This is a genomic window from Pontibacillus sp. ALD_SL1 (genome assembly GCF_017355605.1).
In genome coordinates this window covers 3,482,710-3,501,235 of record NZ_CP062974.1, presented here as the reverse complement: position 1 = coordinate 3,501,235, position 18,526 = coordinate 3,482,710, and the positions used below count along the sequence as shown (strand labels likewise).

General features: G+C 45.9%; 13 protein-coding genes. 10 read left to right on the top strand and 3 right to left on the bottom strand.

Translation table 11 applies throughout. The features are described 5' to 3' along the window. Nucleotides 1-110: 110 nt before the first annotated feature. The 4 genes from IMZ31_RS17390 (at nucleotide 111) to IMZ31_RS17375 (ending at nucleotide 6,424) form a co-directional block, all read left to right on the top strand. On the top strand, nucleotides 111-590 hold the full coding sequence (locus tag IMZ31_RS17390) for a competence protein ComK (RefSeq protein WP_207528513.1): 480 nt from the start codon (nucleotides 111-113) through the stop codon (nucleotides 588-590). Between the two features lie 657 nt (nucleotides 591-1,247). Beyond that, entirely contained in the window at nucleotides 1,248-2,126 is an 879-nt protein-coding gene (locus tag IMZ31_RS17385; RefSeq protein WP_207528512.1) for a TetR/AcrR family transcriptional regulator, read from the top strand. Nucleotides 2,127-2,153: 27 nt separating this feature from the next. Further along, nucleotides 2,154-3,335, top strand: a complete 1,182-nt coding sequence (locus IMZ31_RS17380; protein ID WP_207528511.1) for an efflux RND transporter periplasmic adaptor subunit — start codon at nucleotides 2,154-2,156, stop codon at nucleotides 3,333-3,335. Further along, nucleotides 3,335-6,424 (top strand): efflux RND transporter permease subunit, encoded by a 3,090-nt coding sequence (locus IMZ31_RS17375; RefSeq protein WP_207528510.1) that lies wholly within the window; start codon nucleotides 3,335-3,337, stop codon nucleotides 6,422-6,424. The genes IMZ31_RS17380 and IMZ31_RS17375 overlap by 1 nt, the downstream gene beginning before the upstream one ends. Before the next feature lie 724 nt (nucleotides 6,425-7,148). On the opposite strand, the gene murJ is transcribed toward IMZ31_RS17375, so the two are convergent. The 3 genes from murJ to csaB form a co-directional block, all read right to left on the bottom strand. After that, entirely contained in the window at nucleotides 7,149-8,678 is a 1,530-nt protein-coding gene (murJ, locus tag IMZ31_RS17370) for a murein biosynthesis integral membrane protein MurJ (protein ID WP_207528509.1), read from the bottom strand. 483 nt (nucleotides 8,679-9,161) lie between these two features. Further along, nucleotides 9,162-10,340 carry a glycosyltransferase family 4 protein gene (locus IMZ31_RS17365; RefSeq protein WP_207528508.1) on the bottom strand — a complete coding sequence of 393 codons (1,179 nt, stop codon included), beginning with the start codon at nucleotides 10,338-10,340 and terminating at the stop codon, nucleotides 9,162-9,164. Between the two features lie 194 nt (nucleotides 10,341-10,534). Next, nucleotides 10,535-11,686 carry a polysaccharide pyruvyl transferase CsaB gene (gene csaB, locus IMZ31_RS17360; protein ID WP_242705602.1) on the bottom strand — a complete coding sequence of 384 codons (1,152 nt, stop codon included), beginning with the start codon at nucleotides 11,684-11,686 and terminating at the stop codon, nucleotides 10,535-10,537. A gap of 123 nt (nucleotides 11,687-11,809) precedes the next feature. On the opposite strand from csaB, the gene IMZ31_RS17355 reads away from it, so the two are divergent. The 6 genes from IMZ31_RS17355 to IMZ31_RS17330 all read left to right on the top strand — a co-directional run bounded on the left by IMZ31_RS17355 (nucleotide 11,810) and on the right by IMZ31_RS17330 (nucleotide 18,396). Beyond that, nucleotides 11,810-13,087, top strand: a complete 1,278-nt coding sequence (locus IMZ31_RS17355; protein WP_207528507.1) for a nucleotide sugar dehydrogenase — start codon at nucleotides 11,810-11,812, stop codon at nucleotides 13,085-13,087. A 12-nt stretch (nucleotides 13,088-13,099) separates the two neighbouring features. Then, nucleotides 13,100-13,813, top strand: a complete 714-nt coding sequence (locus IMZ31_RS17350) for a WecB/TagA/CpsF family glycosyltransferase (protein ID WP_207528506.1) — start codon at nucleotides 13,100-13,102, stop codon at nucleotides 13,811-13,813. 58 nt (nucleotides 13,814-13,871) lie between these two features. Next, nucleotides 13,872-14,891, top strand: a complete 1,020-nt coding sequence (locus IMZ31_RS17345) for a GNAT family N-acetyltransferase (protein WP_207528505.1) — start codon at nucleotides 13,872-13,874, stop codon at nucleotides 14,889-14,891. Between the two features lie 19 nt (nucleotides 14,892-14,910). Next, nucleotides 14,911-15,801 (top strand): PIG-L deacetylase family protein, encoded by an 891-nt coding sequence (locus IMZ31_RS17340; RefSeq protein ID WP_207528504.1) that lies wholly within the window; start codon nucleotides 14,911-14,913, stop codon nucleotides 15,799-15,801. Beyond that, nucleotides 15,798-16,898, top strand: coding sequence for a glycosyltransferase (locus IMZ31_RS17335; protein ID WP_207528503.1), 1,101 nt, complete (start codon nucleotides 15,798-15,800; stop codon nucleotides 16,896-16,898). The genes IMZ31_RS17340 and IMZ31_RS17335 overlap by 4 nt, the downstream gene beginning before the upstream one ends. Before the next feature lie 106 nt (nucleotides 16,899-17,004). Then, a complete protein-coding gene (locus tag IMZ31_RS17330) occupies nucleotides 17,005-18,396 on the top strand; it encodes an O-antigen ligase family protein (RefSeq protein ID WP_207528502.1) in 1,392 nt (463 codons plus the stop codon). Nucleotides 18,397-18,526: the final 130 nt, after the last annotated feature.

Below are 18,526 nucleotides of genomic sequence, written 5' to 3'. Positions count from 1 at the left end.
CTAGCTATGTAAAATTTTTCGTAAATTGAACAAAAAATTCTAAAAATTGAAGCCTTATTCCGGTATAATATAATCACATAAATGTAAAAATATTCTATAAGGAGGAAGTAATGGGGGAAGAAATAAGAGAGGATTATATAATTAATGCTAATACAATGGGTGTCTTCTCTAATCTCCATCCAACGCATCTATCTAAAATCCTTGAACCAAACCGTGTGATCTACTGTACGAAAACGCCTAAACAGATTATATCCGAGTCCTGTTTAACAGGCGGATCCACGTTTGTTGGAAGACAGTTAGCGATGGAGAAGATACTACAGACAAAGAGTAAGCTTCCGATACCTGTAAACCCGAGTGAAGGGACATTTATGTTTCCAACAATGTCCCCCAGAAATATGTACTGTGGCTGGATCTCGTTCTACCACGTTAAGCAATACGAAGAGAATAAAGGAGAAGGTGGGAGTAAAGTTGTCTTCACAGATGAGTCGATCATGGACATTGCCACATCAGGCTACTCCATTAAGCGCCAAATGCAACTAACCGGCCTAGCCATCGCCACCTTCTCCCGTCCCTTATACTTAAAGTCCTAGAAAAGCCTGCCCCTAGCAGGCTTTTCTTTTTGGGCTCGAAACTGAGATACCTTAGTATGAATGGTGCCGTTACGTTTATGGAGAGTAGGGGTGGCTGGTGAACGACTCGCTTTCCACGGGCGAGCTGTCGAGCCTCCTCGATCGCTAGCGCTCTCTGTGGGGTCTCGTCGACCTCTTTCTCCCGTAGGAGTCTCCCCGTTCCCCAGCCACCCCTTGCAGTAGTTTGAGAACGGCCCCGCAGCTTAAGTGTAGGTAGGCCTCCCCCACATACGGCATGTTTCCGTTTATTCATATATGGCAAAGGTGGTTCGGGAAATTGCGAGACTCCTGCGGCAGTAGGAGCCTAGGGGAGACCCCGGAAAGCGCGTAGCGATTGAGGAGGCTCCCCAGCTCGCCGCGGAAAGCGAGTGATTTCCCGAACCACCTTACTCTCAACCCAAGCAAACGGAAACAATCCTCTCACACAAAAACGAATCCTCTCAAACATTCCCGCACATACTAAAAAAGACCATCACAATACGCGCTCGAACGGTGGAAGGTATTGTAAAACCATCTCGAATATAGTATAGTATCCATGGCGTGACTGACCAGTCATGTCCGACCCTCTATCTTACCCCGACAAGGGATGATATGCTAGAGGGAGAGAGGATGAAGCACATGAATGAAAAGAAACAACGCATCATTGAAACCGGAATGAAGCTATTCGCAACAAAAGGCTTCCATTCGACATCCATACAAGAAATTGCCGATCAAAGTGGGGTCTCAAAAGGGGCTTTTTACTTACATTTCTCCTCAAAAGAAGACCTTACCTTACAAATTCACCACTACTACTATAACGATCTCGTTGAGCGGATTGCTGAAGTGCAAAAGCTAGCGCTGCCGCCTAAGGAATCACTAGCCCGCCAGATTCAAGTGTACATTGAAGCGTTTCAAGATAATAAAGAATTCATCATTATGCACATGCGAGATAACGTGGATATAAAATCAGAAGCCAATAGCTTTATGATGGAAATGCGCAAGCAGACGTTCAGATGGAGCAACGAGAACCTTCTTAATATTTATGGCGATGCCTTAATGCCAAAGATGGTTGATGCATCGATTCTTTTAGAAGGCTTGATGCACAGCTATTTCAAATGGCTCGTCATTGATAACCTGCCGCTAGATTCAGAACGTTTGTCTCATTTCATCGTGCGACGCGTTGACGACGCTATAAAAGGCATGATGGAAGAATCGGATGCTCCACAAATTTCAAGAGATCAAGTGGAATCGATTTCGATGGGGTTCAGTACTCCTTCAAAAGAACGAACGATTCAAGATCAGCTAAGCGATATGAAAGAAAAAGTAGCCGCTTTACCACTACATAAAACACGCATCGAAGAACTGACGCACGCACTTGAAATTATAGAGACAGAAGTAAATAAAGAAAAGCCTGAAAGAGTTGTAATCCAGGGCATGCTTGCCCACTTTAAAGACCTGCCGGAAATGGAACAGGACTGCCAGGAGATCGCGGATCACCTGAACATTTCCTTATTGTAAGAGACAACAGAGGGGAGTACGAGAAGAATGAACAAGAAAGTATTAGCCGGGGCGTTTGCTGTACTTACACTCGTAATGGGAGCATGCTCAGACGATTCATCAGAAGACACAGAGTCACAGGTAGAGCAAGTCACACCTGTTGAGGTAGCGCAAGTAGGTAAGGGAGACCTCGTCGTTGAGCGAGAAGTATTTGGACGAGCGGTACCGAGTAAGAACGCTCCAATTTTGCCGAAGTCGACGGGTGAACTAGTCGAAGTGAACGTCTCAAAAGGGGACACTGTGCAACGAGGAGATGTTATAGGCCGAGTTAGCGCATCAAACGTGAATGATCAAATTCGCATCCAAGAAATCTCAGTTCAATCAGCAGAGAAGCAGCTAGAATCTGCCCGCAATCAGCGCAATACAGCTGAAGAAGCCCTTGCGAATGCGCGTGACCAGCTAGAAGATGCGAAAGAACAACAAAAAGGGCTGTCAGGAATAGCGAAAGAAAGCGCCGAACAAGCCGTACGCCAAGCGGAAGCCGGAGTGACACAAGCAGAATCTCAACTAGAAAGTGCGGAAGTCGGTGTCGAACAAGCACAATTACAAGTCCAACAAGCCCAGGCGCAGCTTGAACAAACAAGAGGACAACTGAATAACGCAGCTATTGTAGCCACCGTCTCTGGCGAAGTCACTTCTGTAAACGGCGAAGTAGGGGACATGGTGTCAGGTCAACAGCCATTTGCCACGATCGTTTCCATTAGTCCAATTAACCTGCAAGTATCTGTTACAGCAAAAGAACTCTCTCTTTTTGAAAAAGACCAAGAGATTCCTGCTTATGTGAGTTCACTAGAGAAAGAAGTGACCTCTAAAGTATCTTATATTTCTTCTATAACTAACGACAGCGGTTTGTATCCAGTTGAGGCAACCGTTACGAATGCAGATGGGAACATCAAACCTGGCATGATGGCGAAGTTACAGCTTCCAGAGATGACTGTTTCCGATCATATCCTCGTTCCGACCTCTGCTGTCGTGGAAGAAAATACAGAAACCTATGTGTATGTCATTGAAGAAGAGCGCGCAATGAAGATAGCTGTTGAAGTGGTACGAGCACAGTCTGACTTAACAGCGATCAAAGGCGACGTAACGGAAGGAGATCAAGTCGTTACAAAAGGGCAGCTGACTCTGTCTGATGACAACAAGATCCGCATCATGAAGGAGGTAGACTAGTGAAACTCGTCGAAACCTCCGTCAAACGGCCTGTTGGCGTATTTATGATCGTCGTGGCGATCGTCGCTTTAGGGTTTGTCTCCCTTAGAAACTTGACGATCGACCTCTATCCAGAAATTGATCTTCCAATCGCAGTCGTTTCGACCAGCTATCCAGACGCCGCTCCTCAGGAAGTGGAGGAGCTCATTAGCCGACCCGTCGAATCGTCCGTCAGTTCAATAGAAGGAATTAATACCGTTCAGTCTCAGTCACAGCCGGGCTCTTCACTTGTCATCCTGATGTTCGAGAACGGAACGAACTTAGACAATGCCCTTCTAGACGTCAGGGAAAAAGTTGACCAGATTAAAAGCATCTTACCAGAAGATGCAGGCGACCCGAGCATTCTGCGCTTTGACCCGCAACAGATCCCAGTCATGTGGGTTGGCTTATCTGGTAAAGACGCCTCAAGCCTTCAAGGCATTGCAGAAGACAACATTGTCCCATACTTTGAACGACAAGGCGGCGTTGGTTCTGTCAGCATAGAAGGAGGGCGCACGCGTGAGGTGCAAGTGCAAATCGACCGCGCCCAAATGACTCAGTACGGCTTAAACAGCCAGACGCTCGTTCAGGCCATTAACGCTGCCAACCAATCGACCTCAGCCGGGGTACTTGAAAAAGGGGATCAGGACCTCCAAGTACGGATTCAAGGCGAGTTTGAGTCGATTGAAGATGTAAGAGAAACCATAATCACATCACCAACAGGCGCTCAACTCGAACTGCAAGACGTGACGACCGTTGAAGATACCTTCAAAGACGTCACAACGATTTCCCGTGTAAACGGACAGCCCTCTGTCGTGCTGTCTGTCTTAAAGAAATCGGACGGGAACACCGTTGAAGTAGCAAACAATGTAGCATCAGCGATGGATGATGTAGAGGAGGACTTACCAAGCGATGTAAGCATGGATATCGTCTTTGACACGTCCACCTTCATTAAACAGTCGATTCGATCTGTTGTACAAAACATTATTCTCGGTGGCATATTCTCCGTGCTCATCTTGCTCTTATTCCTGAAAAGTGTGCGCGCAACGATTGTTATCGGGATATCGATTCCAATTGCGATTATATCCACGTTCACGCTCATGTACTTTACAGGCAACACCTTGAACGTCTTAACGATGGGAGGGCTCGCCCTCGGTATCGGAATGATGGTCGACAGTTCGATCGTTATTTTAGAAAATATAGTCGCCTACAGGCAGCAAGGATATTCGTTAAAAGAAGCAGCGAAAGAAGGGGCATCAGAACTAGCCCCAGCCGTTATTGCATCAACGACGACAACGCTCGTTGTATTCTTGCCGATCGTATTCGTTGAAGGAATCGCATCAGAACTGTTTACGCCGCTCGCGTTAACCGTATCGTTCTCTCTGATTGCCTCACTCATCGTTTCGATTACGCTCATTCCAATGCTGTCATCGAAACTATTAACCAAAGCAATGAAAGATAACGGCCGACGCTACTGGTTCGACCGATTCTTGGATAAGGTCAACAATGGCTATCGCTCCATGCTAAGAGGGGTGTTAAGGCATCGCTTAATCACCGTCATCGTCACGATTTTAGCCATTGTCGGGAGTGGATTCCTTGTACCTCAACTGGGAACAGAGTTCATACCCCCTTCTGATCAAGGTCAGATCGAGGTAACAGTTGAAGCACCATCTGGCACATCATTACAAGGAACCGAATCGATTACGAAACAAATTGATGAAAAATTAGAGCCATATGAAGAGATTATTTCATCGAATTACTTAAGCATCGGTGGAGGAGGTTTTGAAGGATTTTCATCCACTTCAAACGAAGCATCTTTCACCATTCAGCTCATCCCGCCAGAGGAGCGAGAGAGAACAACGTCGACCGTGATGCAGCAAATCGATGAAGACCTCTCCGATATTGTCGGAGCTGAAATTACCGTTAGTGAAATGTCTGCAGGACTTGGTGGCGGATCACCAGTCCAGATTCAGCTGAATGGAGAAGAATATGAAGTCCTACGAGAGCTAGCTGATCAAATCGTCTGGACGATCGATCAGGTGGAAGGGGTACACAATCCTGAATCATCAGCATCAGAAGGACGCCCTGAAATTCAGGTCAATGTGGATCGTGACAAAGCGGCTCAATACGGCCTTTCCTATCAGCAGGTCATGAGCCAGGTGCAGCTTGGCTTTAGTGGACAAACAGCTACTAGGTTCCGTGAAGCGGGTGACGAAGTAGATGTCCGCATCATTCTCCCTGATGAAGAACGCCGTACCATTAGTGACTTAGAATCAATGAAAATTCAAACCGGTACTGGTGATATGATTCCATTAGCAACCGTTGCTGAACTTGAACAAGTTCAAGGACCAGCAACATTGCTACGTGAAAATCAACAAAAACAAGTCAACGTCTCAAGCGAAATTGTAAATCGCGACCTTGGAAGTATCACAGAAGATGTCCGAGCAGAACTTGAACGGATTAACTTCCCTGAAGGCTATTCCTACTCTATTGGTGGTCAGGCAGAAGATATGGCCGACTCATTCGGAGACCTTGCATTAGCCCTGATCTTCTCGATCTTCCTAGTCTACGCCGTTATGGCCATTCAATTTGAGAACTTCCTGTACCCATTTGTCATTATGTTCTCCATGCCAGCGACCATCATCGGAGTACTAGGCGGCCTGTACATTACAGATAAACCAATTAGTGTACCAGCCATCATCGGGGTCATCATGCTCGCCGGAATCGTAGTAAACAACGCGATTGTGCTCGTGGATTACATTAACATCGTCAGACGAAAAGGTGTCGACCGCTACGAAGCGATTTTAGAAGCGGGTCCAAGCCGACTGCGTCCGATCTTAATGACCACCCTCACAACCGTACTCGGGATGATTCCTCTAGCATTAGGGCTAGGCCAAGGAGCAGAAGCACAGCAGCCGATGGCGATTACGATCATATTCGGACTCACCGTCTCAAGCTTCTTCACACTCCTGCTCATTCCAGTTGTCTACACGTACTTCGACGACCTATCACAGCGCATTGTTCGTCTGTTTAGTAGAGGCAACAAAAAAGCAGCAAAAACTGAATCATAACCAAAAAGGACAGGCCAAACAGGCCTGTCCTTTTTAGAGTGTTTAAAACTGAGTATGGAGAGGCCGTTACTGAAATTGAGTGGTTGGGGTGGCTGGGGAACGACTCGCTTTCCACGGGCGAGCTGTCGAGCCTCCTCGGAAAACCCACCCTGCGGGGTCTCGTCGACCTCTTTCTCCCGTAGGAGTCTCCCCGTTCCCCAGCCACCCCTGGCTATGTTTTGTGCTAACGGCCCCGATAGCTAGAGCGTGGCAGAGAAAATGCAGCTCCCTCGCACTTATATGGCATGTTTCCGTTCCGTCTATAAATAGTAAAGGTGGTTAGGAAGTGTTGGTATGTAGTTCGTCTACTTAACAAGAGGTTGTGCTACGAAGCTTCTTCCGAGAAGATGCCTAATCTCGCATGCTCCACTGTAGCTTGGATAGGCCCTCCTACTATTGCATTAGTGTTTTTGTTTAATCCAATTACAGCAAAGATGTGCCGGGGAAAATGCGAGACTCCCGTGGAAAAAAGGGCTTCCGAGATCCCGCAGAGAGCGTAGCGAACGAGGAAGCTCATAATAAAAAGAGGAAGTTCGACTAAGATCGTCACGTCCTGTGACAACGTCGAACGACCCCACGTCGTGTGGGGCCGCAGGAAAGCGAGTGTTTTCCCCGGCCCATCTTACTCTCATCTTTAGCAAACAAAAACACCTCCCGCATAAGCGGAAGGTGCATAGTGTATATATTAGCCTTGCTTAATACTCTTGCGATCGCGCACTAGGCGCATGAGCTGGCCGAAGCCTTCGCGGTAGAAGATATAAAGACCAACTACGTAAAAGACAACTCCAACTGGAATGAGAATAAGAAGTTCCCATAGGGCATAAAGCGACTCAATATCTGTGAATGTTTGAATTAAGTAAATCGGAATCGCCATGATAATCGTAGGAATCAACACTTTAAAGAACAGCGCTGGAACCTTCATCAATTCACCCTTATCATAATCCTGATACACCGCATACGTAACGGCCGATACGTAATACACCGCAACAACAGAGCTTGATAACGCAAGTCCTGGGTAGCCCATTGGCTGGATGAAGACATAGTTCAGCACAGCATTCAAGATAATCGTCGTTGAGCTGATGCTTAGTAATTTCTTCGTTTTCTCCTGGGCATATAATCCCTTCACCCCAATAACAAGGAGACCCTGTGTCAGGATGATCGGAATGTATAGTTGCAGCACATAATACGTATTCGCTGTATCTTCTGGTGTGAACTTACCACCTTCATAAATAAAGGAGATCGCCGCTTTACCAACGAGGAATGTCCCGACAGCAATCGGTAATAGGGTCATCATTCCGATTTGGTACCCCATATAAAGGGTGTTTTTGAACTTTTCTTTTTGCTGAGCTTGTTCAGATAACAGTGTAAAGATAATCGCAACAATCGTTGTTGTAAAGATTGTACTCGGGATACTCATAAGGAGCGATGCATTGTTCAAATACGTCGTTGCTCCTGTATCAATACGAGCGGCGAACATTTTGTTCACGAACACGTTAATGTGACCGACGGATGAGTGAAGGAGGGCAGGGGCTAACAAGATTAAGAAATTGCGCCCAAACTCTTCATCAAACTTTAAGCTCGGCGTCCATTTGAATCCGCCTCGCTTTAAGGAAACAAACTGAATGACAACACCAAGGAATGTACCAAATACAAATCCGTAGGCCATGCTGTGAATGCCCCAGAGATCTGCGAAGAAGACCAAGAAGAGTGTGGCCATGAGTGTTCCCATAATCTTTGAGATCTGTGTCGGAACGAAGATGCGTCGTGCCTGTAAATAAGACTCGAGCACACCACTTAAAGCGATCACGACCATAAAGATAAAGAACACTTGCGTCAGTTCGATCGTAATCTCTAACGTTAACTCTGATCGGTCTCCGTATAAGAACGGAACGATATAAGGCGCAAGGAAATACGCTGCCACCGATCCGATTAGGAAAAAGATCGTCGTATAGTTTAATATGCTGTTCGCATTTCGTTCAGCTTTCTCTACATCTGACTTACGATGCTTCACGTAATGGGGGAGGAAAACGGAATTAAATCCGTTTGCAATCAGCGCTAAAATCAGCGTGACAAAAGTAAAGGAAAGCAAGAAGCCGTCGGTGCTTTCGCTTACACCAAATTCTCTGGCCATCATGCTCTCCCTTACAAACCCTAGTAATTTCAACAATAGTGATAGCATCGTAATCCAGATTGCGGTTTTCTTTAATCCAGACATGTTGAATACCTTCTTCTTTCTTCATATACTTGTTATTTAACGCTTGGGCCCGTCGCCAAATGAGCGGAGCCGGGGAGGAGGGAGTTACTCGCTTTCCATGGACGAACCTTCGAGCCTCCTCGCTTCGCTGTGGGGTCTCGAAGGTCCGTTCTTCCATAGGAGTCTCGCAACTCCCTCCTCCCCTCAGCCAAATGTGGATAACGGGCCCCCTAGAAAGGGAGCGTTCTTTAGAACTTAAGGATAAGACGCTTTTTAGTAAAGAGCCGTAAATACTTTAACGTACATTAAATAGCCGGGAATAGCCGGGCCTTTAACAAGAAAATAGCCCGGGGTGTCTGGGGAACGGGGAGACTCCTGCGGGAGAAAGAGGTCGACGAGATCCCGCAGGGTGGTTTTCCCGAGGAAGCTCGACAGCTCGCCCGCGGAAAGCGAGTCGTTCCCCAGACACCCCTACCACTCAATAATCGTAAAGGCCCTACCCACTTAAGCGTACTGCAATATCTTTTCGTAAATGCTTGAGTAGGATGTGGCGGCTGATACGTGAGAATATTCTTGTTCGATTTTTAGACGAGCTTGTAACGCGATGCGGTCTCCGAACGTCGGATTGGATAATAGGTTAATGACCGCATCGGCGAGGGCTTCGGTGTCTTTTTCGGGTACGAGTAAGCCGTTTTCGCCGTGTTCGATAATTTCTTTTAGTCCGCCTACTTTAGAAGCGATGACGGGTACGCCGCTCCCCATTGCCTCAAGGGCTGAGATGGATGTGGCTTCTTCAACTCCTGCTGAGTGGACAGATGGGATGATGGTGATGTCACTCATGGCATAATAGTCTTTCATAATCTCATGAGGAATGTCACCGAGAAAGTGAACATCGCTTTCTGTACCGCCGGCTTTAGCCGCGTCTCTTACAGCTTGTTCTTCTTCGCCGCTCCCGGCGTAAATGATTTTAGCCTTAGGGAACGATTGCTGAATACGAGATAGAGATTTTGCTGGGTAAATGACCCCGTTTTTCTTCGTTAAACGGCGTGGGATGAAGATGAGCTTGTCCTCTTCTCTGAAGCCGAACTTGTGCCGAAGTTCTAGCTTACGATCTGTTTGCGGAAGGAACTGATCGACGTCGATGAAATTGTGCACACGAATCCCTTCTACACCAGCAAGGTCACGTACATAGTTGCGGATGCGGTAGTCTACGGTGATGACCTGGCGCGTCTTTTGGTAGGCTTCCGTTTCCTTCAACTGTAAAACTTTTGCTTCTTCGCTCTCTGACTTAATGGATCCACGGCTAATGGCCTCGAACGTCATGTAACCATGAACCGTTGTGACGGTATTTAACCCGGCCTCAAGAGATGCGAACGTGGCGTATATATCCTGGGCGTTCACTAAATCATAGGGATTCTGCTCATGCTTTTTCTTAATCATTTCCTTCAGCATGTTTTGGCGTAATTTATGTCCAAGCAAAATACCCTTCCCAGGAGACATCCGATTCATAAAGAAACTAGGCCCTTTTGCGAAGAGTTGTTGCTTATAATAAGGCAGGTCGCTAAAGGACAGCGTCTCCACGTCATGTCCTAAAGCTTGAAGCCCTGATTGTAAAGTTGTCATATGTGTTGATAGTCCCCCTGTGTGGGGGTAATTGAATACTGTTGCGAGTAGAATACGCATAATGTTCCTCCGAGTCAACGAAATCACGTGTTGGTCTGTATACAAAGTGTAAAAAGGTAAAGAGGGCACTTTACCTTTTGAACCGTTCACTATCTATTTCTTATAAAATATCAATTATGTAAAGTTTTGGCCTACTGTTATTGTAAGCCATACACGAGCAAAAGAAAATGCCTAAGCTTTAGAGAGGAACCAATCTACACGAAATGCTTCTTCATTAATGCCAGGTTTTCAAGCGCTGCATCCCGTAACAATTGACGCTCAACATCTAACGTAGCAACTAATCGCTCACGATCATCTAAGAGCTGAAGCACGTTCGGGTAGAGATCTTCAGCTGTGAAATCATCAAGTGTCGTGGAATACTCCCACATCCCGGTTCGTTTCGCCAGACTCTCAACCTTTTTATCGTAACTAATTCCGGCATAGGGGACTGATGCAAGCGTTGCAAAAATCAACGAATGAAGGCGCATCCCAATCACCGCACTACATTCTTTCATAAACTGTAGATACTGATTCGGTGTGAAGTCAGAGCCTAACACAAAGGTTTGTTCACCGTGTTCCATCAACGCTTGAATCTGACGAGATACAGCTGCATCGTGTTCCCCTTCCATAGGAATAAACACAGGTGTAACGCCTCTCTCCTTGATCAAACGATCGACCAAGACAGCCATTTCTTTCTGATAAGACGTTTCACCAAACCAGGGGCGGACGCTAATGCCGACGATCGACTGGTTCTCTTCTATAGGAAGAGACTCGATGCAAGAGCGGTCCTCTTGTCCGCGATAAGCAAATACAATATCAGATGTGACAACCGTCTCAGGACGCGTGACGCCGAGCTCTTGAAGGTAGTTCTTGGAATAATCATCTCTTACCGTAATAAAATCAGGCAGGTTACCGAACAATTTCATAAGAAGCTTACCGTATGTGCTTGTGACTGGACCCACTCCTTGAGAGAAGAACATCACTTTTGTGCCACAAAGCTTGGCTAATAATACAATAAGTAAATAATATGGAAGAGGTCCGAAAATAATACGAGTAGGATATGTATCTTGAAGGAGGCCACCACCGCCGCTTAATAGAAGGTCAGCTTCACGTAATGCACGCACCTTCTTCTTAAAATCATGGCGCCAGCCTCTGTAAATACTTGTTACTGAATGTTTAGTTGCGGTTTCGTCAGGGGATAGGGAGAAAACAGTGAGGTCAGGGTCATCGAGCGATGATCGTAAGTTGTCAATCATAGCATCAAGGATGGCTTCATCTCCTGTATTACCTAATCCATAAAAACCGGAAATCACAATTTTCATAAGTTCATTTCCATTCCTTTTCTGCTTTAAAAACTCAATTTTCATAGTAGCACCTTTTGTCAGAAAATGAAATAAACATTCGCGATTCAGACGCAAATAACTATTCGCAAAGGTTGGAATTGTTTGCTATACTCTAATCAAATAACAAAGGAGAAAGAAGAGACCGTTATGACTAAAATTTGTGTAATCGGCCTAGGCTACATTGGGCTTCCGACGTCAGCTGTGTTCGCAAAAGCTGGCTACGATGTAGTAGGCATTGACGTAAATAAGAAAGTAGTAGATACATTAAACGAAGGAAAGATTCACATAGAAGAACCAGGCTTACCGGAAGTCGTGAAAGAAGCGGTTGAGTCCGGGAAGTTAACAGCCTCAACTGAAGTGCAAAAAGCGGATGTATTTATCATTGCCGTGCCAACCCCTGTCCATGAAGACAAGACAGCTAATACGGACTATGTGGCTAAGGCAACGGAAACCATTCTACCTGTTCTTGAGAAAGGCAACACGATTATTGTGGAATCGACGATCCCACCACGTACAATTGATGACGTCGTTGCCCCTGTTCTAAGAAATGCAGGCTGGAACTTAGAAGACAATGATCTATACGTTTCCCACTGCCCAGAGCGTGTCATTCCAGGTAAGATCATGGAAGAACTGATCCATAATACACGCGTTGTCGGCGGGCTAACGCCAGAAGGCGCGAAGAAAGCGGCAGACGTATATCGTTTAGTTGTTCAAGGTGACATCCATGAAACAACAGCCGTTACAGCGGAGATGTCTAAGCTAATGGAGAATACGTTCCGTGACGTGAACATTGCCCTAGCCAATGAACTCGCGAAAGTATCCGATAAATTAGACGTGAACGCACACGAAGTGATTAACTTTGCCAATATGCACCCACGTGTAAACATCCTGCAACCAGGACCAGGCGTAGGGGGGCACTGTATCGCAGTTGATCCTTACTTTATTATCGAGAAAGCGCAAGAAGAAACGCCACTGATGCAAACGTCTCGCCAAATTAATGACTCCATGCCTTCATTTGTTGTGGAGAAAATTGAAACGTTAACCGAGAACGTTCAAAACCCTAAAATCGCCGTATTTGGCTTATCCTATAAAGCGAACGTAGACGATGTTCGCGAAAGTCCGGCCGTGACAATTACAAGAAGCCTTCAAAGTCATAAGAAAGGCTTTAACGTAGCGGCGCATGACCCATTTGTAAAACAAGACATGACAGATATCCCGCTACACAGCGTGGAAGAAGCCCTGCAAGATGCAGACGTTGCGCTTGTATTAGCGGATCACCGTCAGTTTAAAGAAATGGATGCAAGCTTGTTCGCTCAATATATGAAAACACCGGTTGTCTTAGATACCCGTAACTGCGTACCTGATCACCAAGACATGACGCTTTACCAAATTGGACACTTAACCGGACTAAAGCCAATAGACTAAGAGGGATCATCAATGAAGAATGAACAATACATGGGAGTGGAAGTCTCCCCTCTGTCCTATGACGAGATTACAGATCAACTGAAGACACGCGTTCAGGCAGGAGAACAATCCACTATTATTGCGGTTAATCCGGAGAAGATCATGAAGGCGCAGGAAGATGCGACCCTTCGTGATCTTATTAACGGTTCAACCTTCCAGATTCCAGATGGGGTAGGCGTATTGCTCGCCTCCCGTTTAAAAGGAGGACAAGTTCGCTCCCGTGTTACGGGTGTGGATATGATGGACCATCTGCTGAAACTCTCAGCCGATCAAGGGTATCGTGTGTTCTTTTATGGAGCGAAGGAAGAAGTGGTCTCAAAAGCGATCGAAAACATTCAAGCCAAATACCCAGCCATTCAGGTGGCCGGTTATGACAATGGCTATGTACAAGACCAGGAAGCACTAATCGAGAAGATTCAAGCATCTAAAGCGGACGTCATGTTCATCGCCCTTGGTTCCCCGAAGCAGGAACTGTGGATTCGCGAGAACAAAGACCGACTTCCGGTTAAAGTGTTCCAGGGTGTTGGTGGAAGTTTCGACGTTTTCGCAGGTCATGTGAAACGCGCGCCAGCTCCGTTTCGTAAAGTAGGGATGGAATGGTTTTACCGTTTAGCGACGGATCCGAAACGTTTCAAACGCCAGCTTGCTTTGCCGAAATTCCTCTTTAAGATCGTAACGAAGAAATAAATCGCGAGGCTTGGCAAGCGGTCAGGCCTCTTTGCACTTTATAAAAAGGATGACACTTATGCCAATCAGAACGTACCAGCCAGGAGATGAGCCCAAAATCCAGGCTTTATTTACGAAAGTTTTTCACAAAGAGCGCTCAAACGAAGAATGGGAATGGAAGTTTCTCCAACACCCTAACGCTCATAATCCGTGGATTCTCATCTTTGAGGAAGAAGGGGAGGTCTTAGGTCATATTTCCCTTTGGATCGCGGATGCTTGGATCAATGGGGAACGAAGAACAGTTGGTCTTCGTGTGGATACGATGGTAGACCCCGATGCCAGGGGCAAAGGGATCTATAAGAAACTAAATGAAAAGCTGTTAGAAGAAGCGACCGAGCAAGGAATCGATTTCCTCTACGGCTTCCCAGCTGAAAAAGCGAAAGAACTGTTCCTGCGCTATACAGGCGCAACTCATCTTACGGATATGCCGCGTTATGTTCTTATGCAGCGTCCGGTGGCACTCCTGTCTAGTAAGCTCGCGCCACTCAAGTTGTTCAAAATACTTGATGCACCAATATCGAAATGGCAGACTCGTAAGCTAAAGCCGCATGGCGGCAGAATAGAGGACGTCTCAGAATTTGATCAAACGTTTGACCAATTGGCTGAAGAAACAAAGCACCAGGCACAGGCTCACCTTATTCGCAATGCCGAGTACTTAAACTGGCGCTATAACAAGCATCCAGAGAAAACGTACCAAACATTCGCCTATTACAAAGAGCAAACACTAAGAGGGTACCTCACGTACTCGATTGAAGAGAAACAGGACTACACCAATGGTTTTATCATCGATTGGCTAGCACGTGAGGAAGAAGACTGGGACATGCTACTAAAAGAAGCAGCACAGCGACTGAAAGATGTAGATGTCATTCAGACATGGTCCTTAAAAGCAACACCTTCTGCCAAGGCGCTCGAGAAACATGGTTTCATCCATAAAGACAGTCCGATGCCCCTTGTTGGGAAGGACATCAGTCAAGACACGACCCACCTTCAGCGTGATGAAGCGTGGTACATTACCCCGGGAGACATAGACTCGTTCTAGGTTAAAGGAGATTACATTTATGAAGCGAAAGATATTACAATCGATCTCACCGATCATCCATCCGATTACAGATCTTGTGTTGGAACGCTATTATAAAGGTCAGCTCGAATGTGCTCCCCTTAAGGAGGAGCGTGTTTTGTTGTTGGCTCCACACGTCGATGATGAAACGATTGGCGCCGGGGGTACCATTCATCAGCATATTAAAAGCGGTGCCGAAACAACTGTAATCTTCTTAACGAACGGAGCCGGAAGTGTCTCTGATTTAGATCAGTCTGAGCTCATCGAGCGTCGACGTAAGGAAGCCTACAACGTACAGGAGCTTCTTGGAATTCAGGACATTCGTTTCTTTGATGAACCAGACGGGGAGCTAGCCAGCACCAACAGCTTACAAGCTCGTCTGAAAGAAGTGATGGAAGAGTTACAGCCGGATGTTGTCTATGCGCCTGTTTTCGTGGACTGCCACAGCGACCATATCGAAACGGGTCACCTGCTTCGCGATACGCTTCAACAAGTACCTCAAAGTCCCAAAGTACGTTTGTATGAAATCAACACGGCGCTTCCGAAAGAGGAGATCAACTGCGTTGTGGATATCACAAAGAGCTTTGACGTAAAGACAGAAGCGGTCGACATATTCAAATCTCAGACAATCGACTTTGACGGCTTTCTCGCACTAGCCCGTTACAAATCCCGGCTCGTCGAACAGCCTAATGTTGAGGTCGTCGAGACGTTCTTAGAACTCGACCAAGAGACATTTACGAATCGCTTCGATGCGGTGTATGGCCAATATGCCTACTCCGAGTATTTCAAGCAAGTGAATAAAGCGGCAACCTTACTACTTGCCCTTTTCAAAAACTTAAGTTTCAAACAACGTGTCTATCAGGAAAGTAAAGGAGGCACTTCGTCATCATGAGAGTCGTTCACTTAATCTCCGGTGGGGAAACAGGCGGGTCGAAGAACCACCTCCTCACATTACTCTCCCAATTTAATAAAGAAGACGTTTCCCTTTTGGTTATGCAAAAAGGGGCTCTATACGAAGAAGCGCTTGAGAAAGGGATCGACGTTCATCCTCTTGACCAGAGCTCGCGCTATGACGTGCGAGTGATCAGTAAGCTGAAGCGGTTCCTAAAGAACGGTGGGTATGACTTATTACATACGCATGGCCCAAGAGCGAACCTATATGGAGCCTTGATCAAACGTTCGACCAATATTCCGTGGATCACAACGATTCACAGTGATCCGAAGCTCGATTTCTTAAAGGGTGGCATAAAGGGGAAGGTCTTTACGAAAATCAATCTGTGGGCGATTAGCCGGATTGATCATTTTTTTGCCGTTTCAGAACGATTTAAAGAAGATTTGATATCTTTAGGTATCTCAGGAGAGAAAATCACAACCGTCTATAACGGAATTGATTTCTCTAAAGGGTCTTATGCAAAAGGGAACCTAACCCGTAAAGAGTTGAACCTGAACGAATCAGACTTCGTCGCCTCAATGGTGGCCCGTCTTCATCCGATCAAGGGACACGAAGAAGTGTTTCAAGCTGTAAAGTCTTTACAAGATTCTTCATTCCAATTACTCTTGGTTGGTGGAGGACCCGAGGAAGAATCCTTGAAGAGTCGCGTGAAGGAACTAGGGATCGAGAACCAGGTCCACTTTCTTGGCTTCCGAAGCGACGTGCCGGATATCTATCAGATCTCAGACGTTGGGCTGCTTGCTTCGTATAGTGAAAGCTTTCCACTCGCTTTACTTGAAGCAGGACGCGAAGACACGCCTGTTATTGCGACAGACGTCGGTGGCGTCCAGCATATGGTGAGCGACTATGGATGGGTTGTTCCGATTAAAGATTCAGAGGCTCTGAAGAGTGCCTTCACAAGAGCGATCAATAAGAAAGAAACGGGAGAGCTCGCTCCCATGGGTCGCCAGTTCCACGAATATGCCTCTAGTAACTTTTCTTTAGAACAACTTGCTGAGGCAACCGAAAAAATGTATAAAACATTTCTAGAAGCGTGAAACTTTAGAGAAGGGTTTCGTCTGTACGATCTGGATGAAGCCTTCTCTTTCTTTGTTTCCTCGCTTATGTACGAATTGCAAAATATAAAGAGGAGTGTACCACCACATGGCACAGAAACATTCAATAACGTTTTACCTGGTGCTCTTGCACCTAATCATCATGCCACTTGTCCCATTAAAAGTGTACGCAGGACCCTTGCCAATCTCTGCTGAAGTTGTGCTAATCCCGGTCCTAACCATTGTTGTTGCGTATGAATGGTATACAAAGCGCATTAAACTAAACGACGACCTCTCTATGAAAACATTTATGGTCTTATTCGGCATTTTCTTCTTCATTCAAGTCATTTCCTTAACCCAGGCAGAATCCTTATTCCCGGGTATTAAAGAGATGGTTCGTTACCTATCCTATGCAGTCCTTTTCTATATCGTCACGAAAGTAAACTTCTCAAGGAGCGAGTTCAAGACAATCGGAGTTACATTCTCAGTCGTCCTTGCGCTCGTTGGAATATGGGGAATTTTAACGTACGTTTTCGCTATCAACCTAAACACAGCAGGCGTCTACGCACTTGAAGAAGCTTACGGACGCGTCATGGCAACGATGGGGAACCCAAACTACTACGCTGGCTTTATTAACTTTGTCATACCAGGCATCATGCTCGTAGCCGTTGCGTATTTCAAAGAGCGAAAATGGCAGCTGATGTTCTTTGGTTTATTCGGAATTTACGTCATCAACCAAATCTTCACCTACACACGTTCAGCATGGCTCATTATGGCGCTAGCGATTATCTTGACGTCACTCCTTGTACCGAAGCGTTTCTACAAGAAGCTATTTACGATCCACATGATCGTCGCAAGTATCATTCTTGCAGTCGTTGTGTACAACCTTCCAGATGTGCAAGACCGAACGAAATCGGCCATGTTTGTTGTTCAGTCGTTCTTCCCTGAAGACACCCAATCACCAAGTGGTGGTTTAGATCGTGATGGTGATGGAGTGGAAGATGACGATGGCGGCAAATTGAATGAAAAGGATGAGAAGAACAAATCCTTCACAAACAAAGCCGTTGTCTCAAGAACAACCCTTTGGAAAACAGGGTACTATATGTATAGAGACAACCCAGTCCTTGGTGTAGGAATCGGGAACTACGATGTGCGTTATAAAGAGTATGTAACGAAATATCCTCAACTTTATATCGGTCACGATCAGTACTCTGTACACAACTCTTATCTAAAAGTCGCATCCGAAACAGGAACGATCGGACTCTTAAGCTTCCTGGCCATCTATGTGTACTATTACATCTTTATGGTGAAGCAATATATAATACACCGCGAAGATCTGTTGAAGAAGCTGTTGCTTGTTGGACTATTTGTAGGTGCAGGCACCTTTGCCGGCCAGAACATTGCTAACAACCTTATCTTTATTCCACAGATAAACGTCTTATTCTGGTTAATTTCAGGGCTCGTCTTTAATTATGTGCATACGAAACACAGTCATGCATAAGAGTTGTGGTGCAAAAGGTACATCACAAATGCAGGAAAAAAATACTTGTCAGGGTAAAAAATACCATGATATACTGAATAACGTAATTGCAAGAAAACTTGCAAAATAAGAGAGGGAAGTAGGACTACTT